The sequence below is a fragment of the Aurantibrevibacter litoralis genome, assembly GCF_034651555.1.
In the GTDB taxonomy this organism is placed as follows: domain Bacteria; phylum Bacteroidota; class Bacteroidia; order Flavobacteriales; family Flavobacteriaceae; genus Aurantibrevibacter; species Aurantibrevibacter litoralis.
On record NZ_JAYEEQ010000005.1, the window covers coordinates 99,709 to 122,157 of the forward strand.

General features: G+C 40.1%; 19 protein-coding genes. 5 read left to right on the forward strand and 14 right to left on the reverse strand.

Annotation, left to right across the window (positions count from 1 at the left end; genetic code table 11):
- Positions 1-249: 249 nt before the first annotated feature.
- The 7 genes from U1E44_RS06275 to U1E44_RS06305 all read right to left on the reverse strand — a co-directional run bounded on the left by U1E44_RS06275 (position 250) and on the right by U1E44_RS06305 (position 8,559).
- A complete protein-coding gene (locus U1E44_RS06275; RefSeq protein WP_322930203.1) occupies positions 250-2,034 on the reverse strand; it encodes a BatD family protein in 1,785 nt (594 codons plus the stop codon).
- The gene (locus U1E44_RS06280; protein ID WP_322930204.1) at positions 2,034-2,882 is read right to left on the reverse strand and encodes a tetratricopeptide repeat protein; all 849 of its coding nucleotides are present in this window, start codon (positions 2,880-2,882) and stop codon (positions 2,034-2,036) included. The genes U1E44_RS06275 and U1E44_RS06280 overlap by 1 nt, the downstream gene beginning before the upstream one ends.
- 1 nt (position 2,883) lies before the next feature.
- The gene (locus U1E44_RS06285; protein WP_322930205.1) at positions 2,884-3,930 is read right to left on the reverse strand and encodes a VWA domain-containing protein; all 1,047 of its coding nucleotides are present in this window, start codon (positions 3,928-3,930) and stop codon (positions 2,884-2,886) included.
- A gap of 3 nt (positions 3,931-3,933) precedes the next feature.
- Complete coding sequence (locus U1E44_RS06290; protein ID WP_322930206.1) at positions 3,934-4,932, reverse strand: vWA domain-containing protein; 999 nt, start codon at positions 4,930-4,932, stop codon at positions 3,934-3,936.
- On the reverse strand, positions 4,933-6,540 hold the full coding sequence (locus tag U1E44_RS06295) for a hypothetical protein (protein WP_416242049.1): 1,608 nt from the start codon (positions 6,538-6,540) through the stop codon (positions 4,933-4,935).
- 59 nt (positions 6,541-6,599) lie between these two features.
- Complete coding sequence (locus U1E44_RS06300; protein WP_322930208.1) at positions 6,600-7,466, reverse strand: DUF58 domain-containing protein; 867 nt, start codon at positions 7,464-7,466, stop codon at positions 6,600-6,602.
- A 91-nt stretch (positions 7,467-7,557) separates the two neighbouring features.
- Positions 7,558-8,559, reverse strand: coding sequence for an AAA family ATPase (locus tag U1E44_RS06305; protein ID WP_322930209.1), 1,002 nt, complete (start codon positions 8,557-8,559; stop codon positions 7,558-7,560).
- Positions 8,560-9,005: 446 nt separating this feature from the next.
- On the opposite strand from U1E44_RS06305, the gene U1E44_RS06310 reads away from it, so the two are divergent.
- On the forward strand, positions 9,006-9,788 hold the full coding sequence (locus tag U1E44_RS06310) for an SDR family NAD(P)-dependent oxidoreductase (protein ID WP_322930210.1): 783 nt from the start codon (positions 9,006-9,008) through the stop codon (positions 9,786-9,788).
- Entirely contained in the window at positions 9,785-10,921 is a 1,137-nt protein-coding gene (locus U1E44_RS06315; protein ID WP_322930211.1) for an ATP-binding protein, read from the forward strand. The genes U1E44_RS06310 and U1E44_RS06315 overlap by 4 nt, the downstream gene beginning before the upstream one ends.
- Here U1E44_RS06315 and U1E44_RS06320 read toward each other — a convergent pair.
- On the reverse strand, positions 10,918-12,858 hold the full coding sequence (locus tag U1E44_RS06320; RefSeq protein WP_322930212.1) for an alpha-amylase family protein: 1,941 nt from the start codon (positions 12,856-12,858) through the stop codon (positions 10,918-10,920). The two genes, U1E44_RS06315 and U1E44_RS06320, sit on opposite strands and share 4 nt — an antisense overlap.
- A 4-nt stretch (positions 12,859-12,862) precedes the next feature.
- Positions 12,863-13,804: a carbohydrate kinase family protein gene (locus U1E44_RS06325; RefSeq protein WP_322930213.1), complete on the reverse strand. Its 942-nt coding sequence runs from the start codon at positions 13,802-13,804 to the stop codon at positions 12,863-12,865.
- A gap of 223 nt (positions 13,805-14,027) precedes the next feature.
- On the opposite strand from U1E44_RS06325, the gene U1E44_RS06330 reads away from it, so the two are divergent.
- Positions 14,028-14,753, forward strand: coding sequence for a metallophosphoesterase (locus U1E44_RS06330; protein WP_323673858.1), 726 nt, complete (start codon positions 14,028-14,030; stop codon positions 14,751-14,753).
- A gap of 63 nt (positions 14,754-14,816) precedes the next feature.
- A complete protein-coding gene (locus tag U1E44_RS06335; protein ID WP_322930215.1) occupies positions 14,817-15,812 on the forward strand; it encodes an acyl-ACP desaturase in 996 nt (331 codons plus the stop codon).
- Positions 15,813-15,843: 31 nt separating this feature from the next.
- On the opposite strand, the gene U1E44_RS06340 is transcribed toward U1E44_RS06335, so the two are convergent.
- The 5 genes from U1E44_RS06340 to hemA all read right to left on the reverse strand — a co-directional run bounded on the left by U1E44_RS06340 (position 15,844) and on the right by hemA (position 21,083).
- Positions 15,844-16,380 carry a hypothetical protein gene (locus U1E44_RS06340; protein ID WP_322930216.1) on the reverse strand — a complete coding sequence of 179 codons (537 nt, stop codon included), beginning with the start codon at positions 16,378-16,380 and terminating at the stop codon, positions 15,844-15,846.
- Between the two features lie 779 nt (positions 16,381-17,159).
- Entirely contained in the window at positions 17,160-18,188 is a 1,029-nt protein-coding gene (gene hemE, locus U1E44_RS06345; protein ID WP_322930217.1) for a uroporphyrinogen decarboxylase, read from the reverse strand.
- 19 nt (positions 18,189-18,207) lie between these two features.
- On the reverse strand, positions 18,208-18,885 hold the full coding sequence (locus tag U1E44_RS06350) for a uroporphyrinogen-III synthase (RefSeq protein WP_322930218.1): 678 nt from the start codon (positions 18,883-18,885) through the stop codon (positions 18,208-18,210).
- Between the two features lie 33 nt (positions 18,886-18,918).
- A complete protein-coding gene (gene hemC, locus U1E44_RS06355) occupies positions 18,919-19,830 on the reverse strand; it encodes a hydroxymethylbilane synthase (RefSeq protein ID WP_322930219.1) in 912 nt (303 codons plus the stop codon).
- Positions 19,827-21,083, reverse strand: coding sequence for a glutamyl-tRNA reductase (gene hemA, locus U1E44_RS06360; RefSeq protein ID WP_322930220.1), 1,257 nt, complete (start codon positions 21,081-21,083; stop codon positions 19,827-19,829). The genes hemC and hemA overlap by 4 nt, the downstream gene beginning before the upstream one ends.
- A gap of 203 nt (positions 21,084-21,286) precedes the next feature.
- Between hemA and U1E44_RS06365 the strand changes: the two genes are divergently transcribed.
- Complete coding sequence (locus U1E44_RS06365) at positions 21,287-22,165, forward strand: AraC family transcriptional regulator (protein ID WP_322930221.1); 879 nt, start codon at positions 21,287-21,289, stop codon at positions 22,163-22,165.
- The last annotated feature ends 284 nt before the right edge of the window (positions 22,166-22,449 follow it).

Here is a 22,449-nt window from a genome sequence, read left to right on the forward strand (position 1 = left end):
TTCTGCTTTAACTTTATTGGTAAGGGAATGCTATTCGTGTTAACCCTTTTCTTTAGATATCCAATTCCTTGTGATCACATTACGCTCCAATATGTGCACGTTCCATATAGCGTGTTCCTATTTTAAAAAAAAACATTTTAATACGCAATCCCCCTGCTTCTCATTTATTTTTCCCAGGGTCAAGGTCTCCGAATTACTAGCAATACTTTTTTGTAAGCCACAACAAAGTATTCCATGGAGATTTTGTCCTTATAACTGTTTATCCATTTGCGAAATTACTTCACTTGCTTTCTCGTAATCCTGATGCATCTGAACTTCTGAAAAAGGACTATATCTGGCCAATTCACAATTTTCTAATAAGCCAATAAACCCTTGTCTTGTGGCATCGTCTACCCTTTTTTCGGCCAATAAAGACGCTATTTTCTCTTTGCTAAAATCTGCTGTTTCAATTTTTAGCTTGGCTTTTAAGTAATTGTGGAGCGCCTTTTCTAATGCCACATAGAACTGATCCTTTTCACCCAACGCCTTTTTAGCTTCAGAGAGGTATTTTCGAGCCAATTTGTTGGCTCTTTTAATTTTGTTACCTTCTACATCCCCTGCAATTGCTTCTCTATTCTTTACAAACAGGATCACCAGCGGAATTAACAATAGGGGCGCGGTAAGTCCTATGTAAAACCAAAGCGAACCAAAGAAATAGGTTTGGCCAACAGGACGCAGGTTTGGTGTTAATTTTATGAAGTTGAATTGCGTATCTGCCCCTAAGACGCGTTGTTTGTTTGATGTTGCTATATCGGCTGCCTCAGAGGCAGTTGCGTTGGGTCCGCTTAGCACATTAATTAGGATTTCTTCTGAAGTCAACGTGATGTACTTTCCCGTTTTAGGGTTAAAATAACTGAATGCAATACTGGGGATTGGATAATTACCACGACTCGACGGCACAATGGTATAATTATTGCTAACTTTTCCATCCATTCCGGAGAATGTAGTTCGGACATTTTCCTGAAACTCCGGTTCGTAAACTTCCAAGGCCTTAGGAAGGGTCAGGGTAGGCATTTCAAATAATTTTAGATTTCCCTGCCCGCTAATTTCTATTTTGGCCTGTAAGGATTCTGATGCATTTAATGCCGTTTTGGTGGTGGTTACGTTAAACGTAAACTCCCCTACAGCTCCTGTAAAATTAGCAGGCTTACCTTCGATGGGCAACGATTTTACCTGAATACTGCGTTGACCGGCCGAGACCGTTTTGTTCGTTTCCGTGTACACCCTACCTCCAAAAAAGTCCCTTCTGTTTGTAGGCACCTGTAAACTAACATCCAATGATAAAGGTTCTATTTCCAAAGTGCCCGACTTTTGAGGGTACAGCACCACTCGTTTTAAGACTACAAATCGATACGCTTTGCCCTGATACGTGCCATTCTGCACATCGTACTTGGTTACCGGCATATCCTGACTCCAAAAATTATTATAGGTGGGGTTATCTAAGGGACGGAAGTTCGTTACATTAATAGAGGGACTTACGTATAACTTGTATACGACGCTTACGGCTTCATTGAGATACGGATTAGATTTAGAGACTTCGGCCACCAAGTGTAGGCTTTCGTCTGCCACATCCTCCGGCGTCATTTGATCGCTAGGCTTATCTACCGCTGCGGTAACCTCCACTATTTTAGGAAGTGATTTGTAGGTGTTTCCGTCGATAACAATGGTTGCCTGTTTTATGGTAAACTTTCCTCTTGCCGTGGGTGCAATGGTATAAGAATAGGTCTTAGAGTAGCTTCTTACCCCATTTATCCATGAAGAACTGATAGATTGTGATGGCCCCATAAGGACTCTAAACCCTTCAAAATCCGGAGGTGTAAAATTGTCGCCGTCCTTATTCATCGTAAAATCTACCCTGATGCGCTCATTGATACCCAATTTGTCCTTACTAAGTTTCATTTCAAATGTCACGGCCGCATCATCCTGACCCCTCAAAAGCCCCGTGAGGAGCATAAGTGGAATGCATAGAGACCAACATTTAAATTTAGAAGACATTACCAATCCTTTTCGTTTTTAACCTTTACCCCTTTTACTTTTTGGGCATCTAATTTTTCTTGTACTTTCCGTTCTTCATTCTGCATGGCTTCTAAAATATTTTTAGCCTGCTGTGGTGAAAGTTGGTTGGGTCTAGGTTGTTTTTGTTCTTGTTGCTCTCCTTGCTGCTCGCTTTGGTTGGGTTGCTTTTGTTGTTCCTCTTCTTTATCCCCTTCGCCCTCTTTATTGTTTTCTTGTTGATCATCGCCTTCATCGCCCTTTTCCCCATCTTCTTGCTCATCATCCCCTTGATCGCCATCTTTCTCATTATCGCCTTGGTTTTTTTCTTCCTGATCCTGTTGGTCGTCCTGATCTTCGTTATCTTGATTTTGATCGTTATTCTGATTTTCGTCTTGATCTTTTTTCAACATTTCTTTGGCCAATGCCAAATTATACCGCGTTTCTTCGTCGGTAGGGTCATTGCGAAGTGCTTCCTTGTAGGCGTCAACGGCCTTTTGATACTCTTTATTTTTCATAAAAACATTGCCCATATTGTGATAGGCTCTATGCTTATCTTTTTTGGTAGTGGCACGCTCACCCGCCTCTTTATACCGAGTAAAAGCTTCGCTGAAGGTCTCATTTTCATAATAGGCATTTCCTAAATTATAAGGCGCTATAGCGTTTTCGGAACTTTTGGCAATCGCCTTTCTAAAATTGGCTTCTGCATTTACAAAGTCATTTTCCGCAAGTTCTTTGTTTGCCTCCCAGGTAAAGGTTTTGGAAGCTTTAAGTGCCTTTAATTTTACCTTATCCTCTTCTTGAGCATAGGTACAAAAACAAACCAAAAAAAGTACGTACAACCATTTCATTTTATGCCGCTTGTTTTTCGTTAAACAAATCCAACTTTTTGAGCCATTGCGTTTTTCTTTCCAGAAGGAAAATATCTAAAAATAACACTAAAAGTGCCGCCCCCAAAAACCATTGAAACTGATCTTTAAATTCGGCAAATTGTTTGGACTCGAATTCCTTTTTATCCATTTGATTGAGTCTGTCTTTTATCTGAGATACTGTTTCTTCAGTATTCATGCCATAGAGGTACTCTCCGTTCCCTTCTGTCGCAATTTCTTTCAATATATCCTCATTTAATTTGGTAATAACCACTTCTCCTTGCTGATCTTTTTTAAGACTTTCTACCACCCCATTTCTTTTAAGTGGAATGGGAGCTCCTTTGGCAGATCCTACACCAATGGTAAAAATACGTATTCCTTCATCCAATGCCTTTGCTACGGCTTTACTTACACTTTCTTCCGAATGATCTTCCCCATCAGATATAATAAATAAAACTCTATTAGTCTGTTCTTCATCGTTAAAATAGGTAGCTGCCAATTCCAGTGCTTCGCCAATTGCTGTGCCTTGCGATGATAACATATCGGTATTCATACTTTGCAAAAACATCTTTGCCGCCCCATAATCTGTGGTAATTGGCAATTGGGGAAAGGCTTGCCCCGCATAGGCGATAATACCGATTCTGTCGCTGGCAAGTTGATTTATAATTTCGGACACCAAACGCTTTGCTTTTTCCAGACGATTTGGTGCCATGTCCTCCGCCAACATGCTTTTAGATACATCTACGGCAAAAACAATATCGACCCCTTCTCTTTTAACGGTTTCTAACTTGGTGCCTACTTTAGGGTTTACAAGACCTAAGACCAGAAAAGAAAGTCCTAGGATAAAAAATAATAATTTAAGCGTGCTTTTAAACTTCGATTTATCGGGTGCAAGCTGTTTCAATAGCGCATCATCTGCAAATTTTTTCTGTGCTTTTCTTTTCCAAATTTGAAGGAATATGAACAAGACAATCACCACCGGAATGATGAAAAGCAAATAAAAATAAGATGTGTCCTCTAATTGTACCATCGCTTAAATAAAACTTCTAAATACTGTATTTCGCAATAACCACTCTAAGATTAGCAAAGCTCCTGCCAAAAATAGTAAGGGTCTAAATTTTTCCTCGTACCTATAATACTTAATTTCTTCTATTTCGGTTTTTTCTAATTTGTTAATTTCATCGTAAATTGCTTCTAAAGTTGAGTTGTCTGTTGCCCTAAAATACTTGCCACCCGTTACCTCTGCAATATTTTTAAGGAGTTCTACATCTATTTCTACCTCTCGCATGCCATATCTAAAGGAGCCATCGGGATTGTAGGCAATAGGTGAAAGTGCATTGCCATTTGTACCAATAGCAATGGTATAGGTTTTTATATTGTACTCTATGGCTAACTCGGCGGCAGTTGCAGGCTCTATAAAACCGGAATTATTAACCCCGTCGGTAAGTATAATAATGACTTTGCTAAGTGCCTTGCTGTCTTTAAGTCTATTTACCGAAGTAGCCAAGCCCATGCCAATGGCAGTGCCGTCTGTTAGTTGCCCATACGTAATTTCCTTTAATCCGTTGAGCACTATGGCTTTATCGCTGGTAATGGGCGTTTTGGTGTAGCTTTCACCTGAAAACGCAACAATTCCGATACGGTCATTAGGACGTTCACCTATAAAATCGGCAGCCACTTCTTTAAGGGCAGCAAGTCGATTGGGTTTAAGGTCTTTGGCCAACATACTCGAAGAAACATCTACCGCCATAACAATGTCGATGCCTTGCGTGGTTTTGGTTCGGCTAGAGATATCCTCGGACTGTGGTCTTGCCAAGGCCGTAATTATGGCCGCTAGTGCCAAAAGGCGCAGGGCAAACAGAATAGGTTTTAATTTTGGAAGCATACTATACGAGGAAAACCCTGCCAAACTTGGCATAGTAACCGAAGCAACTTCTTGTTTTCTTTTTAAAAAATACCAGAGCACAGCTACCGGAAGTGCTAAAAGCAACCAGAAAAACTGGGGATTTGCAAATTGTACTTGCTCTAACATTTATACATTTAATTTTACGTCTACCGACCTTAAAATGCGTTCTACCATTTCCTCGGCATAGCTATCGCCATCTAACCAAGTTAAAATAACCTGTTGCTGAAAGCCATTTCCGCCAAAAAAAAGGATCGTATACTGGCCTTTTTCCAATGCTTTTGATGTAGGCGTTGCAAATTGCCCACTACCGTAAATTTTAAGCCCTTTAACCCCGGAAAGGGTACTAAAGGCCTCTTGTTTGGTAATAATGTTTTTGGCACCCTGCGCTTCAAAACCCTTTAAAACTTGTTCTATTGCCTTGTCTACTTCCGCTTCTACCGGTTGGGTATAGGTTGCCGAGGTTGCCGCTACGGTAAACAATCCTGCCGAACTACGGTACATAAAGGCCTGTATTTCTTTAAAATTAGCCATGTCCTCCGGCGAAAGTTTTACTTGCTGCCGGAGCAATACTTGGGGAGTTTCAAGTGTTATTGGCGGAAAACCATAGGTACTGCTAATCCATTCTCCCTCGAGCAATTCCTTGGTAGGATGCCCCAAAACGGTATCTTTTACATAAGCAAACCCATAGTATGCTCCCGCAGCTATGCCAAGAACCAAAACAGCAGCGACGGCCGCTGCGGCTGTAAGCCAAACCTTCTTTCGCTGTTTTTTCTTGGCTAATTCCATTTGATATTCCTCACTTCTACTAATTTCTTCTTCGGTAGGCTCCGGTAACGCTTCTTTGGTTTTTATCACGATTTGCTCTATCGCCTTTCGGTCTTCCTCGGCAGCGGACATCTCAGGCTTAGATTTTGCAAATTTTACCAAATCCGAGGTCATCAATACTTTTTTAAATTGATTTATGGTCTCTTCTTCCAACTTTAATTCACCGGCATCCTTCATCAATTCTAATTTGGTAATCAACTGGTCGGTGGTGCTTTCTAAGGCGGAAACGTGTACATCTTCCTCCAAATAAGACCTTACGATATCGGTTAGCTCCGAATAATATTGTTTGTATTCATCTTGTATAAGGTACTTGGAGTTTTCGAGTCGCTTTAACTCTAGCAAGGCGCGATCAAAAGGAGGTAATAGTGCTTCCTTTTCTTCCGGCGATAATGGTTTTTTACGAAACACGAACCAATATACTAATGCGCCGAGTACCAAGAGTGTCAAAACCACCCACAAGAGAATCCACCACAAATCGGACCAAGGTTTATCTACCGCCACCAGAGGTTTAATATCGTACATTTTTTGAGTCAGCGTATCTACCGGTACGGTGGCTACTGCAATTTGGAGCGAATCGGTAAAAAACGGTTGTTCGTTAATGGCTATGCGTTGCCGTGGCACAACGTAGACACCGGAATCAAACTGGGTGAGTAGGTAGGACTTTTGCAACAACAGCCTATCTGCTTTTTTTACAGTGTCTGCGGCAAAAGATTCCACCATTTCCAGTGGTGAAAATGTTTGCCCCTCCGGAAAGATTACTTGTGCCGTACTATCCATTTCTACATGGATATCAAACCGTATTTGTTCGCCAATCTTAATAAAGGTGGTATCTACAAAAGAGGTAACCTTGGGTTCACTTTGTGCAAATAAAGAGCCGCTACCAAAAAAAATCGCCGCACAAAACAGCATCAAAAAATAGGTCTTTTGATGCGCATGCCGTCTGATATTTCCTTGTGTTCTCATACGCCTTATCCTCGTCTCTTAAAATAGCCCAACAATTTTTTTACATATCCTTCATCTACCCCACAACTTAGCACGCCACAACCCGATTTTGTAAAAACATCCTGAAAGTAATCTACTCTTTGCCGGTATGCAATTGCATAATCTGTTCTTACTTTTTTTGATTGGGTGTTCACTAACCGGATTGCTCCTGTTTCAGCATCTCGCATTTGTACCATCCCTACATTGGGAATGGTTTCTTCTCGCTTATCATACACACGAACACCGGTAACATCGTGCTTTTTACCTATAATGCGAAGGGTTTGTTGATAATCATCGGCGATAAAATCGGAAAGCACAAACACAATAGCTCTCTTTTTTAACACATTGGTAAGGTATTTTAGGGTTTCCGCCACATTGGTCTTGGTGCTTTTCGGTTCAAACTCTAATAGTTCCCGAATGATGCGCAACACGTGGCTCTTTCCTTTCTTGGGGGGTATAAACAGTTCTACCTGATCAGTAAATAATAATAACCCTACTTTATCATTGTTTTGCATGGCTGAAAACGCCAAGGTTGCGCAAATTTCCACAATGATTTCTTTCTTAAATTGGTTGGAGGTGCCAAAAAGTTCGGATCCGCTGACATCGGCCACCAACATCATGGTGAGTTCCCGTTCTTCTTCGAACACTTTTACAAAAGGTTCGTTGTATCTTGCCGTAACATTCCAATCAATGCTGCGCACATCGTCTCCAAATTGGTACTGCCTTACTTCGCTAAAGGTCATACCTCTTCCCTTAAAGGTAGAGTGGTATTCCCCGCCAAAAATATGGTTGGAAAGCCGTCTGGTCTTTATTTCAATTTTACGAACTTTCTTAAGTAATTCCTTGGTATCCATTTAGTTTAGTAAACAGTTTTCAGTGAGCAGTATTCAGTAGCCATACCTACACTAAAACCATGACGTCCTGCGTATGCCAACTGCCCACCTTTTAGGGTACTTCAATCTCGTTAATGATTTTGTTGATAATGTCCACAGAGCTTACATTTTCGGCTTCTGCTTCGTATGTAATTCCTATTCTGTGGCGCAAGACATCGTACACCACGGCACGCACATCTTCGGGAATTACATAGCCCCGCCGCTTAATAAACGCATAGCATTTAGCAGCATTGGCTAAATTGATGCTTCCTCGGGGCGAAGCACCAAAACTAATTAGAGGTTTTAAACTTTCCAGCTTATATTTTTCGGGATATCTGGTGGCGAAAATGATATCCAATATATATTTTTCTATTTTTTCATCCATATATACTTCGCGCACTGTTTTTTGGGCGCTAAGTATTTGTTTTGTGGTAATTACAGGTTTTACCTCTGCATATTCCCCCTTTAAATTTTGCCGGATGATATGCTGTTCCTCGTTCATTTTTGGATAATCTATAACCGTTTTCAACATAAAACGATCCACCTGTGCCTCAGGTAACGGATATGTACCTTCTTGTTCTACAGGGTTTTGAGTGGCCATTACCAAAAAAGGCTTGTCTAAAATAAACGTTTGATCGCCAATAGTAACCTGCTTTTCTTGCATGGCTTCTAAGAGTGCCGATTGCACTTTGGCCGGCGCTCTGTTAATCTCATCCGCCAAAACAAAATTGGCAAAAATGGGGCCCTTTTTAATAGAGAAATCATTCTCTTTCATATTGTAAATCATGGTACCGACCACATCGGCAGGCAACAAATCCGGTGTAAATTGAATCCTGCTAAAACTGCCTTTAACGGCTTTAGCAAGGGTGTTAATTGCCAATGTTTTTGCCAGTCCGGGTACCCCTTCAAGCAAAATATGGCCTTGACCCAAAAGACCGATCAGCAAGCGCTCTACCATGTGTTTTTGGCCTATAATGACCTTGGACATCTCCGGGATAAGCAAATCTATAAAAGCACTTTCCTGAGAAATTTTCTCGTTTACTGCACTAATATCGACTGTAGTATTTTCTTCCATAGTAAAACTCTATTTTGCGCACAAACGTACACGTTTTTAAAATGCATCGCAAATTCAAAATTTATTTACGTATTGCTTGTTAACAATTGGTTAAAAAATACCTTGAAGCCTAAGTTTTATGAAGGATTTAAGGGATTAATTTTTAATTTCACCAAAGTAAACCTAATCCTTAGACATTACTTCAAAAAGACTAAAGAATTGCAGTAACTTCTGAGGATGCGATTTTTGTTTTTGTAGATTTGAAAGTGGATTCCCTGTTTTTTAAAGATTCCATTACCGCATATTACTTTGGTCTACATAGAATAACAGCTGGTACTATGACACCAAAGTGAGGGATCTAATGAGCCCTCTGTAGGTATGTAAAATGGTATAAAGAACCCATTCCCAAGTCGTGGGATCGCGATGATATAAACAAAGCCTTTTATTGGCTTACAATTTTTAGGTTGATGAAAACGTACAAAAACGAGCCACAGGAAACTCCCATAGCACTCATAACCGGTGCTACCAGCGGTATAGGATTAGCCACTGCACGCCTCTTTGCGCAACATGCCGTTCCTTTGGTTCTTTGTGGCAGAAGAAAAGACCGATTAGCACTTTTGGAAAAGGAACTTGGCCAACAAACCCAAGTACTTACCTTGCATTTTGATGTTCGGGACAAAGAAAGTGTTTTTAAAGCCATCGATTCCTTACCACTTAATTTTTCCGCTGTTTCTATTTTAATTAATAATGCCGGAAATGCCCATGGATTAGATCCTATTCAGGAAGGAAGTACCGACGACTGGGACGCCATGATTGATATTAATGTGAAAGGACTGCTTTATGTAACCAAAGCTATTCTTCCCAAAATGATAGCAAATACATCCGGACATATTATCAACATAGGATCTACAGCAGGGAAGGAAGTTTACCCTAAAGGAAATGTGTACTGTGCCAGCAAACATGCCGTAGATGCCATTACCAAAGGGTTACAGCTAGATCTTAACTCGCATGGCATACGCGTAGGTGCCATAAATCCCGGATTGGTGGCAACAGAATTCAGCAATGTACGCTTTAAAGGAGATACCGAACGCGCCGATAACGTATACAAAGGCTTTATGCCTTTACAAGCAGAAGATATTGCAGACATCATCTATTTTGTGGTAACCAGACCCGCCCACGTAAATATCGCTGATCTCGTTGTGATGCCTACGGCACAGGCTAATAGTGTTACAGTGAATAAAAAATTATGATTAACAAGCGGCTTCTCGTAAAAAATTTGCTGGCGCATAACGATGAAAATAGCTTTTACGACAAGAAAAGACAACTCGATATTGGCCAACGAGAGGGTAAAGCCAAATTTTTAAAGCATGTATGTGCCTTGGCCAATAGCAATCCCGAAAACAATTCCTTTATCGTCATTGGCGTAGAAGATATCGATAATAGCATCGTAGGCGTCGACTTTTTTGACGACAGCAAAATACAAAATTTGGTGAATGCCTATTTAGACAATCCGCCGCTTATTTCATACGAAAATATTCCGTTTCCTCATTTGCCCGAAGGAAAAGTTGTGGGTCTGGTAACCATAAAATCTACAGGAAAAGTCTGTGCCTTGCGCAAAAATATATGGAAATATTACGGTGGTGCCGTATTTTTTAGAGAGGGCAGCATTAGCCTTCCTAAAGCCTACGGGATTTCTCTAAAAGACCATAACTCGGAGACTGTTGCAACTATTGAACTTCATGCAAAAAACAATATTGAACTCACCCTAGACGGTGTGCTTGATTTTATCAATCACCGACATAAAGATTTGGTAAGTCATTATAAAGTTTTTAAAGAGCAATTTGTACTCTGTTGGGCTGGCCATCAGAAAAAAGTTAAAAATGAAACCTACTACTCCAGAGTAGATATCGAACTTATTAACGAACAAGTAAAGCTTTTTTATTCTGCTTTGGATGAAATAACGGTTACGTATGACAATACTACCTTTACCACGGTAGAATATGTGCAATTAGGATTAGGATCGCAACAAAAGTACTATCCCTTAGAAAAAGTAAGCATTACATTTTTAGATAATGGAACCTATCAGATTCATAGCGATCTTCTTTTTGAGCCCCCGCAGTATGACAAAAAAACACTACGGCATATTTTAAATTCCAATCTGAGTTTACTTCAAAAAATAGAAAAAAACATCCCTTTAAATCCTATGGAAATACGCGATTTGGAACAACTTCCAGATACCTATTTAATCTGTTATTTAAACGGTTTCGAGGAAGCTAAAGAAGCAATGGAACAGGCTAGATCTGTTCTTAAAAATTATGATTTCCTAAGATATCAATCATTAAAAGAAGCCCTGCGTATTCTGCGTAAAGTGAAATACAATTAATATTCTTGGAGCCACATACTCTGATAAGGAAGCAACGAAATATAAGGCGTACTTATCCCAATTTTGCGATCCGAAACAAGATCTTTAAGATTTTCGGCATGAGCAAATTCGCTGTGTGCCAACCAGAATAAAGCCACCTTCTGAGCTGCTTCATCTAAATTACAAAGTACCAAAATGCCCTTTCCTTTAGCACCGGTTCGTTCATAAACCAACACGTGCGGATTGGGAATGTGGTGTATGGTAAGGTTGCCTTGGTCGGCAAATACAACAAGCCTTTTTCGTACTGTAATTAATGTTTGAAGTCGGTAAAAAATTTCCGAACGGTACGACGGTTTCTCTTCCAATTCGGCCACCGCTTTCCAATCCTGAAAAGGTCTGTTCACCCATCGGCTATCGCCTCTTTTAGTAGCATCCTTTAAAAAAGAATAGTCATTAAGGGTACCTATTTCATCTCCCGCATAAATAAGCGGAATACCTCCAAAAGAAAAAATAATACTGTGCAAAAGAACAATTTTATCGATTGCTTTTTGAATCTCCTTAGAATTTCGTTCTTCCAATGCCCTTTCTAAGCCCAATAAGGATGCCGCACTGCCCGTAATGCGACCATCTCCATTCCTTGGGTTGTACATAAAAATAAGTCCCTTAGATGGCGACCAAGACAGCCCTTGGCAATAATAATCCAGCAGAAATCGGCGATGCATAGACGCATTCCAGCCAATTTCATAAATAAAACGATCCTCAAATCCGAGACCGATATCGTCGTGGCAACGGATGTAATTGATCCAGGTGCCTTCTTTTGGCTTTTCGGGTAAGGCACCTAAACTCTTGGTAAGCAGTAGCGTCTTTTTAGTGGCTATAGCATCCCAAAGAAGTGCCATGAGTGTAGCATTATAGGCTACCTCGCATTCGTTACCTTTCCTTTGGTCTTCCCCGAAATATTTAATGATTTCCGGCGGCGATACAATAGCCTCAGCCAAAAAAATAGTGCCGGGAGCTACCACTTGCAAGCACATCCTAAACAAGGATACCAATGTATGAGCCTCCTGAAGATTTTGGGATTGGGTTCCCAATTTTTTCCATAAAAACGCCAGCGCATCTAGCCGTACCACATCTACCCCCGTATTTACCAATTTCATAAGGTTACCCAACATTTCGAGAAAAACCTCCGGATTGGTATAATTTAGATCCCATTGATAGCGATTAAATACCGTCATCACCCAACGCTCCATTTTCTGATTAAAGGTAAAATTTCCGGGAGCAGATTCCGGAAAAATTTCCGGAAGCGATTTTTCAAATTCATCGGGAACCAATCTGTCAGGATACGTGTAATAGTAAGCTTGGTATTTTTTATCGCCCTGCATCGCTTTTTTTGCCCACGGATATTCGTCAGAAGTGTGATTTACGACAAAGTCGAGCATTAAAAACATTTTTTTTGCCCGCATTCGTTGGGTAAGCGCCAACAGGTCTTCCTTGGTGCCAAAACGAGGATCTACTTCGTGGTAACTGTTTACTGCATAACCGCCATCATTTTCGCCTCTAGGTCTCGGTGTAATGGGCATAAGGTGTACAAAGTTTACGCCCAACTTTTCCCAGTACGAAAGTTTTTCGGAAAGCCCCTTTAAATTTTTACTAAAGCGATCTACATAGAGCTGTGTACCCACCAATTGTTCGGATTGGTACCAGTTTCCCGCTTTAATTCTTTCGATATCCTGTAGTTGTAATTCCTGAGATCGTTCCCGAAAAAGACGTGGTAAAACAACCCATAGTTTTTGAAAAGATGCGGTATGCGCCTCTTCGGGATATAACCTAAAAAAAAGATCTTTTATCAGCGTTACATTGGTTGCTAACCGAAGCTCGAATAGCTTTTGAAGGTTTTTTGCGCCGTCCTTTTTTTCGACTCCGGCAGCCATTAACCGGTGCAATTCTGCTTGGTTCATAAAATTAATCGAGTTGATGTTGGAAAGGTAATGCTTCTATGGCGCCATATTTTGTGGTTGTAATAGCCCCTGCTTTATTTGCCCTTTCCACCATTTGAAGCAACAATTTGGTGTCTGTAACTATAGCATGCGGGTCATTTAGCGTTGCTATTTGCTGTAAAAGACAGCCAATGAATGCATCTCCGGCTCCGGTGGTATCTACCGGCGACACCTTAATACTTCGAATGGTTTCCTTGACTGTTGCAGTACTCACCAAAGTACCATCTTTACCCAAGGTGATGGCAATTATTTTTACACCCATTTCGTGCAATACGCTACAGGCATTATCTAGATTTGAAGTTCCCGATAAAAGCAATGCTTCTTCCAAGCTAAACTTACAGAGCTGCGATTTTTCAATATACGATGTGCATTTCATAATAAACATGGCTTCGTTGCCCTTCCAAAGATCGCCTCTAAAGTTGGGATCAAAACTTACAAATGCATCTTGCGCTAGGGCATCAAAATAATAGTGCTTATAGGTGTCTTCCAAGTTACCTCCTAACAAGGCCGTTGCGGCACCAAGGTGCACCATATTGCCCTTAAAGTCATTTTTTAGTTGGGTATCGTATTTCAGTTCCTTATCCGCGCCCCTGCTAAATACAAAGTCCCTTTCACCATCTTCGGATAAAGAAACGAAAGCCAAGGTAGTAAACGTTTTGGAGCGCTCCGCCCTACGAACATCAACCCCGGCATCCTGTAACACCTGCAACAAGAAGGTGCCAAACGGATCTACGCCCACACAGCCCACAAAAGCACTGTTTCCGCCCAGTTTTGCAATAGCGCAAGCTACATTCGCCGGTGCACCACCCGCTTTTTTAGTAAATACGGTAGCTTTGGAAAGATCACTGCCCTGCTTTTCGGCTACAAAATCGATCAATAATTCGCCTATGCAAAATACTTTTTTCATGTGGGGTTTGCTTATGTTCGATAAAGTAAAAGGAAATACTAGGGTTTTCCAAAAAAACGAACCAATTTATTATGAAATAAAGAATGTTGAGGCCGGTAATGAATGATGTACTTGGCTTTAATGAAGGCTATTTATTTGAATGTCTCCTACATACCATGTCCTTTGTCCTATAAAATCAATTCCATCTTTGGTCAATTCCAATAAGAATTCCGATTTTTGTCCCATGCGAACATTGGTCATAGGTGATATACATTCCGGATTAAAAGCTTTAGAGCAGGTTTTTGAACGCTCTCATGTAAACAAAGACGATCATCTTATTTTTTTGGGAGATTATGTAGACGGTTGGAGCCATGCCGTAGAAACGATCGACTTTCTTATTGCCTTAAAAGCGGACTATAAGTGCATTTTTTTAAGAGGAAACCACGATGAATTATGTCATGATTGGTTAGCCTTGGGAAATGATAATCCTCTTTGGCACAAACACGGAGGTTTGGCCACAATAGCTTCCTACAAAAGAACAAATGGTGCTACGAGAAAAAAGCATATATCATTCTTTCAGGAGTTAAAAAATTATTATTTAGACCCACAAAACCGTTTATTTGTCCATGCCGGATTTACTAATTTAAACGGGGTACATTTAGAGCACGACGCCAAGACCTTTTATTGGGATAGAACATTGTGGGAAATGGCCTTATCACTAGACCCCAATTTAACTCCGGAAGACCCCTTTTATCCAAAACGCCTTACACATTATCGTGAAATCTACATTGGGCATACTCCGGTAACACGGATTGGACGTAGCGTACCACATCAATCGGCGCAAATATGGAATATAGATACGGGTGCTGCATTTAAAGGCCCTTTGTCTATGTTAGACATCCATAGCAAGCAACTGTGGCAAAGTGATCCGGTACACCTTCTATATCCAAATGAGAACGGAAGAAACTAAAATTAACGCATATTTAGCTGCCATTTTAAATATAATTAGGGATATTTGTTAAAAATTGAAATTATGTCTTCTAAAAACGTACGAATAGAAGTGATGAAAGCCATTGAAGGCAAGGTAGACGGATTTATAAACAGTTTCCTTATCCCCATAGAAGATATTTGGCAGCCTACAGATTTTCTGCCAGATTCTCAGCACGATGGTTTTTTTGATGCGGTACACCAACTGCGCGAAGAGGCCAAAGAATTAGGATACGATTTTTGGGTTACCATGGTGGCCGATACCATTACCGAAGAAGCACTGCCTACTTATGAATCTTGGTTGATGGATGTAGAGGGTATAGACCAACATGGCGAGAATAAAAATGGTTGGTCTAAATGGGTTCGACACTGGACTGCTGAGGAAAACAGACATGGCGATGTGCTTAACAAGTATCTATATTTGGCCGGTCGGGTAAACATGAAAGAAATGGAGATAACCACTCAGCATTTAATAGCCGATGGTTTTGATATTGGAACCGACCGAGATCCTTACAAAAATTTTGTGTATACCTCTTTTCAAGAATTGGCCACTAACATCTCGCACAAACGTGTGGGTCAAATGGCTAAAAAGAAAGGAAACGTATTATTGGGAAAGATGTGTACTATCATTGCGGGCGATGAAATGCGCCACCATTTAGCATATAGGGAGTTTGTAAAAACTATCTTTGAGCACGATCCCAGTCAGATGATGCTGGCCTTTGCCGATATGATGAAGAAAAAAATCGTAATGCCGGCCCATTTTTTGAGAGAATCTGGCGGGAGTATCGGTGCCGCCTTTGAAACGTTTTCCAATTGTGCCCAAAGATTAGGAGTATACACCGCTCAGGATTACATCGAAATCTTAAAAAAACTAAATGCCTATTGGGAGGTAGCCACGATACGAAGTTTAACGGATGATGCCGAAAAGGCTAGAGACTATTTAATGAAACTACCCGATCGTTTAGAACGCATTGCAGAACGTATGAAATTTCCAGAAGATCAATACCAATTTAAATGGGTAGCGGCTAACGGTACATTATAAATAAAATCCGGTTAAAACCGGATTTTTTATCTTAATACTTGCCGTGCTTATGCGCTTCTTGCCATTGGGCAAGGGCTTTCCACTTCCCTTCTGCACACATTTTGGCCTGCATAGGCCATGACGCCGGATCGTGAATTTTAAAGCGGGCACCAGCCGCATCTAATATTTCCTGACACTGGTTTACCTGAACATCGGATAATTCCTTCCAAGTTTGTATTCCGGAAGCGTGAAAAAGCTGTTCTATTTTTGGCCCTATACCTTCAATCACCTTTAAATCGTTCTGTTTTACCTTTCTCCCAAGCAACGAACTAGCCGCTTTTGCATTGTAGACCGGTTCGGGTATCTTTTTTATAACCGAAGTATCTACTGCTTGTATCTTCTTTTGTTGCTGACACTCATTTAAATCGATGCGCAACTGCGCATTTTCATTTTGTAAGGCTTCCCACTGCGATGCATCAAAGGGAAGCACTGCAGATTTCCTTCCTAAAAAATAACCTACAACACCAAAAGCAATCCCCAATAGCAGTAGTAAAATCCATTCTCCGATCACTAAATGTTCAAAATTCATACTATCTGTTGGTTTAGGTTGATGACATTGTTAGTATTTTATATTTCGGAGTACGCATCTCCTGTATGCGTAAGCGCCCTAAAGAAACATCTCTTTCCTTACGTACTAAAAAGTACACCTCTTTCTGTTATGATTGACGATTATAAATATATCAAAAAAAACCGAAACTCTATTGATCCTAAGAGGATTAAAAACAATGTAGCTATGGAGATATTAAAAAATACGTTTTGTAAAAAAAACCGTAAAAGAGGTCAGTTATACAGTATCTCGTACCACTTACATATATTAAAATGAAGCTGCACCAAAATAGTATTACCATTGTATGGTCTACTCTAAAAAATACTGTTTCTCCCGACAAGGTTTCGGCATTGAATCGGTAAGTCGTTTTTAGTACGATGCGTTTTGAGTTAGTTAGTCATAAAACCCGTTAGTTTCCGCTACGGGTTTTTTTGTTTCCCACTTACGGAGGTACGGAATCAGGTTGCATCAAAATTTGAATCTGCGAATGAAGAAGCAATCTATTTTTGACCTTATTTTAAAATGCGTGCCTCCCTATTCATCATAGTACATGGAGGGTATTCCTAAAAACAGTTTCATTTATGCGCTACAGCTGTTTTTGGCTACCGCCAACAAGGTTCTGACCATGGATTTAAAATAGCTTTTTTTGATGCCCTACCATCGGAGGTCTTCACGTAGTTGAACATGTACTATATGTTGCGATTGCAACGATACCTTCTTAAGCCCTATATGTACCTCAAAATAGCCGGTGACAGGCTGCCTTAGGCACCATACTCTTTTACTGCATCCACAAACGCTTTCGCATTATCCAGAGGGATATTCGGTAAAATACCATGGCCTAAATTGGCTATGTATCTGTCTTTTCCAAATTCATTAATCATTTGGGTTACCATTTTCTTTATTTCGGCAGGGGGAGATAATAGACGTGCCGGATCAAAATTTCCCTGTAACGTAATGTTTCCTCCACTTAAATAACGTGCATTTTGGGCAGAGCAAGTCCAATCTACTCCCAACGCCGCAGCACCTGATTTGGCCATCTCATGCAAAGCAAACCAGCATCCTTTCCCAAACACAATAACCGGAGCAAGGTCTTTTAAAGCCTCTACAATTTGTTGTATATAGCGCCAAGAAAATTCTTTATAATCCACTGGCGACAGCATTCCGCCCCAGGAATCGAACACCTGAACCGCATTTACGCCGGCATGTACCTTTGCTTTTAAATAGGCAATGGTGGTGTCTGTTATTTTTTGTAAGAGCAGATGTGCGGCTTCTGGCTGCGTAAAACAAAATTCCTTTGCTTTATCGTAGGTTTTGCTGCCTTCACCCTGCACACAGTAACACAGAATGGTCCAAGGCGATCCGGCAAAACCAATAAGGGGAATTTCATTGTTCAGTTTCAGCTTTGTTAGTTTAATGGCTTCCATCACATAATCTAGTGCCTCGTGCACATTTGGGATAACCACATGATCCACATCCTTTGGAGAGCGAATAGGATGCGGTAAAAAAGGCCCAAAGTTAGCCTTCATTTGCACCTCTATGTTCATGGCTTGCGGAATTACTAAAATATCTGAAAACAAAATAGCGGCATCCATACCAAACCTTCGAATAGGTTGTACTGTAATTTCGGATGCTAATTCCGGTGTTTGGCATCGGGTGAAAAAATCAAATTCTTTTCGAATCTCCATAAACTCAGGTAAATATCGGCCGGCTTGCCGCATCATCCATACCGGGGGTCTTTCTACCGTTTCTCCTTTAAGGGCTCTAAGAAACAAATCGTTTTTTATTTGCATAGCTACTTTATATGATCGGTTAACCCGATATTTTAAAATGATTTATAACACTTTGTACCACTTTTTCAATGGTACTTTCTGTGGCAATTGTATATAGCGACGTATATTTTTTTGCGGTATGGGCTGTAGTTTGCCCAATGCAGAAAGCCATACCTTTTGATAACGTGTTTTGTTGAAAATAACTCTCTACAGCACTCGGGCTAAAAAAAAGAACGCCATCAAAATGCGTATGGAAGCCTTTGAGATTCAATAGGGTCTTATACGCAGTGATTTCGTTTACTTTTATCTTCGCTTCTTTCAACCGTAACGGTAATTCGGCCCTTCTCATCGTTCCGGTAATAAAGGTAAACGCCCTGTCGTGGTATTTTTTTATTAGAACGGATGCTAATTCGTTGGCATTTTTGGCCATTTCCACCACCTGAAAATTGTGCTTCACTAATAAATCTTTTGTTTTTTGACCTACACAAAAGCAATTCCCCATAGATTTCGGAGTCGTGTGTTGTGTATCTCGCCTTTTCAGCACGGCATGCACGGCATTTTGGCTCGTAAAAATAGTGTTTTTTATAGGTTCTTCTATTTGAAAATCGACAAAGTGGATGCGAATGGCATCATACATCTCCAATGAAAATCCGGCTTTAATGAGAGGCTCTTTATGAGAATCTGACAGTATTTTGGTAGAGAGAAGCTTGGTACACATTTCTTTAGTATCTTAAGGTATTCTCTAGCCCCTTTAGGCCAATGCCTTTTTTATTCCCTTTAGTACCTCCCTACCTCCCTGTTGTAAAATTTCTTGCGCACAACGGTTTCCAAAGCCCTCTGCTTCGTCAAGTGCACTACTTTTTTCTATTTCCAATTTCTGACTTCCGTCCAAGGAGCATAAACATCCCTTAAAATGCAGTTGTCCACCTATAATCGTGGCTAGGGCTCCTATGGGCGCGCTACATCCGCCTTCTAAAGTGCGTAAAAACTCGCGTTCTATGGTTGTACATAATGCCGTAGGCGGATGATTTAAAGCAATTAACGCTTCTTTTGCATAGCTGTCTTTTTCCATAGCCACCACTACCATGGCGCCCTGAGCCGGTGCAGGAATCATCCAATCTAACACGATATGGTTTTGAGGCGTAAGCTGAATGCGTTCCAATCCCGCTGCTGCAAATATAGCACCGTTCCATGCGTTGTCTTTTAGCTTTTGCATGCGGGTGTTTACATTACCGCGCAAATCGTCTACCTTATGTTGGGGATATTTGTGCAACCATTGTGCCTTTCGGCGTAAACTTCCTGTGGCAATAGTGCCTTTGGTTTGTAAAAATTCTAAGCCTTTATGAACTAAAATATCAACGACATTGGCTCTGGGCAACACTGCTGCTTGCACCATTCCACGAGGAAGCACTGTGGGAACATCTTTCATGGAATGCACTGCTATATCGATATCGCCACGAAGCATGGCCACATCTAAGGTTTTCGTAAATATGCCCGTAATCCCCAATTCGTACAACGGTTTGTCTAAGATAAGATCGCCATCAGATTTTACAGGCATTAATTGAGCCGAATATCCTTGATTTTGTAACAACGATTTTACCGTATTTGCTTGCCACAACGCCAACTGACTGTCTCTCGTTCCAATACGGATAACTTTACTCATCTGAGGTCTACTTCTAATTGAAATACCTTCTGAATTAAATCTAAGCTGGTATTTGCATCGATGTCCGAATCCTTGAGGTGGTTTGCAAATTGTTTCGTAATTTTTTGAATGATGCGCTCCGAAATAATATCGGCTTGTTGGGTGTTGAAGTCTGATACTTTCTTACTTTGAAAGTTGAGTTCCTCATCTTTCATCGTTTTCAATTTCTTTTTCAAAGCCTTAATCACCGGTGCGAAACGACGGGTTTCCAGCCACTGAATAAATTCACGTTTTATATCTTCAATAATAGCTTCCGCTTCCGGAACATATTGTTTTCTTTTCACGAGGGTATCATCTGTCATTTGCGAAAGCGCATCCAAATGAATGGTGGTAATATGAGTCAGCTCTGCCACGTCTGACGAAACGTTTTTTGGAATAGACAAATCTAAGATGAGTAACGGCTTATTAGTATGTATAATTTCTTTGGATATGGTAGGCGATTGTGCCCCGGTGGCTACAATAAGTACATCGGCCTTTCTAATTTCGGTTTGCAAATCCCCGTAATCTTTGACGATCAGATTAAACTTTCCCGCAATTTTTTCGGCCTTGTCCTTTGTGCGGTTTATAAGGGTAATATGCGGGTTTTTGGTGTGTTTTATTAAGTTCTCACAGGTATTCCGCCCTATTTTACCGGTACCAAAAAGCAATATGTTTTTTTCAGAAATATCGGGGACATGAGCCATAATATACTTTACGGAAGCAAAGGAAACCGAAGTAGCACCCGATGAAAGTTCTGTTTCTGTTTTAATGCGCTTACTAGCTTGTATCACAGAATTGCATAGTCGCTCTAAAAACGGATTGGCTAATTCAAACTTTTTGGAACGTGTAAAGCCTTGTTTTATTTGACTAATAACTTCAAAATCTCCCAAAATTTGACTGTCTAGTCCGGTGCCTACCTTAAATAAATGGCTTATGGCGTCTTTATTTTTATACACATAGGCCACTTCCTGAAATTGTTCCACGGTACCGGGAGTATTGTCACACAAAAGTTTTATTAATTGATACGGATGTTGGGCAAACCCGTATAATTCGGTACGATTGCACGTAGAGGTAACCAAAAGACCATCAATGCCTTCCGCTTTGGCTTGCCCCAATAAACGATCCATACTAATTTCATCCAAACTAAAATTACCACGAACCTCAGCATCTGCTTTTTTATAATTTAGTCCAATGGTATAAAAGGAATTGTGTTTGGAAATATGGTAATCCTTCATGTAAGAATTTTGATCAATGCCCAAAAATAGTCGTAACAACTCATTAAAAATAACGCTGGAGGTACAAATTTTATCAAATTTTGTTTTTTGGGTTCTTTTTAACGGTAAAATGCTTAAAACATCTTATTTTTATAGGAAGCAAAGCAATTTTTTAATTTATAATTTAGAATTATTCTAAATAAAATAACACTAAATAGGGGTGTATGGATCACGAAAATATCGTTAAAGGTTCTTTTGAGGAAGTGTTTATTGAAGACGGTTTTTTTGTGTTTAAGATTCAGAACGATGCTCCCGAAGCGCAGCAGGTAACGCGGCAAATAGACAGTTCGTTTATTCAATTCCATTTTTGTGTAAAGGGAAAGGCAAAATTTGTGTTTAATGAAGGTCGCTATGCCTTGGAGGTAGCCGAAGAGCATTCTCTTTTGTTGTACAATACACAAATGGATTTGCCTTTAAATGTTGGGCTTGAACCAAATTCTTGGTTGGTTTCCGTGGTAATGACCATTCAAAAGTTTCATTCTCTTTTCTCCAAAGAGGCGGATTATATTCCATTTTTAAGTGCCGAGAACCGCGATAAAAAATACTATGTGCAAGAAGATATTACCCCGGCCATAGCGGTAGTATTAAGTCAGATTATACAACACAATCTCCATCCGTCCATTAAAAAATTGTACTTAAAGGGCAAAATATATGAGCTTATATCGTTGTATTTCAATAAAAATAGTGATGTAGATTTGGAACAGTGCCCTTTTTTATTGGATGAGGACAATGTTAGAAAAATTAGAAAAGCTAAGGAAATTATTATCTCGCGCATGGCAGAACCTCCTACTCTGGTGGATTTGTCCGAAGAAATAGGTTTAAGTTTAAAAAAATTAAAGGATGGATTTAAGCAAATTTATGGCGATTCTGTCTATAGCTTCTTATTTGATTATAAAATGGATTACGCCCGAAAAATGTTAGAGTCCGGACAGTACAATGTAAACGAAGTTGGTCTTAAAGTGGGCTATAGTACGGCCAGCCATTTTATTGCCTCTTTTCGCAAAAAGTATGGTACCACTCCCAAAAAATACGTTACCTCTTAAACGACCTCAGACAAAGTTTACAAGGCAGTTAAAGATAGTCTCAAATTATCTAGAAACCATAGTAAACTTCTTTGACAACAGAAATACAAATTACAGCATCCTTCGACTCCAAAACAAAGTTCTTTAGAGCAAATCAAAGAGGTGTAGTAGATGTTAAATTTTTATTATTCAAAAGACTCTATACTTTAGTGCTTTACCTCTTTTACTTTCGAAACTTTTTCGATTTTTACGAATCCCTGTTTCGCATCCTATAGAACCAATACCTTCAAACCGGCTCATACTTA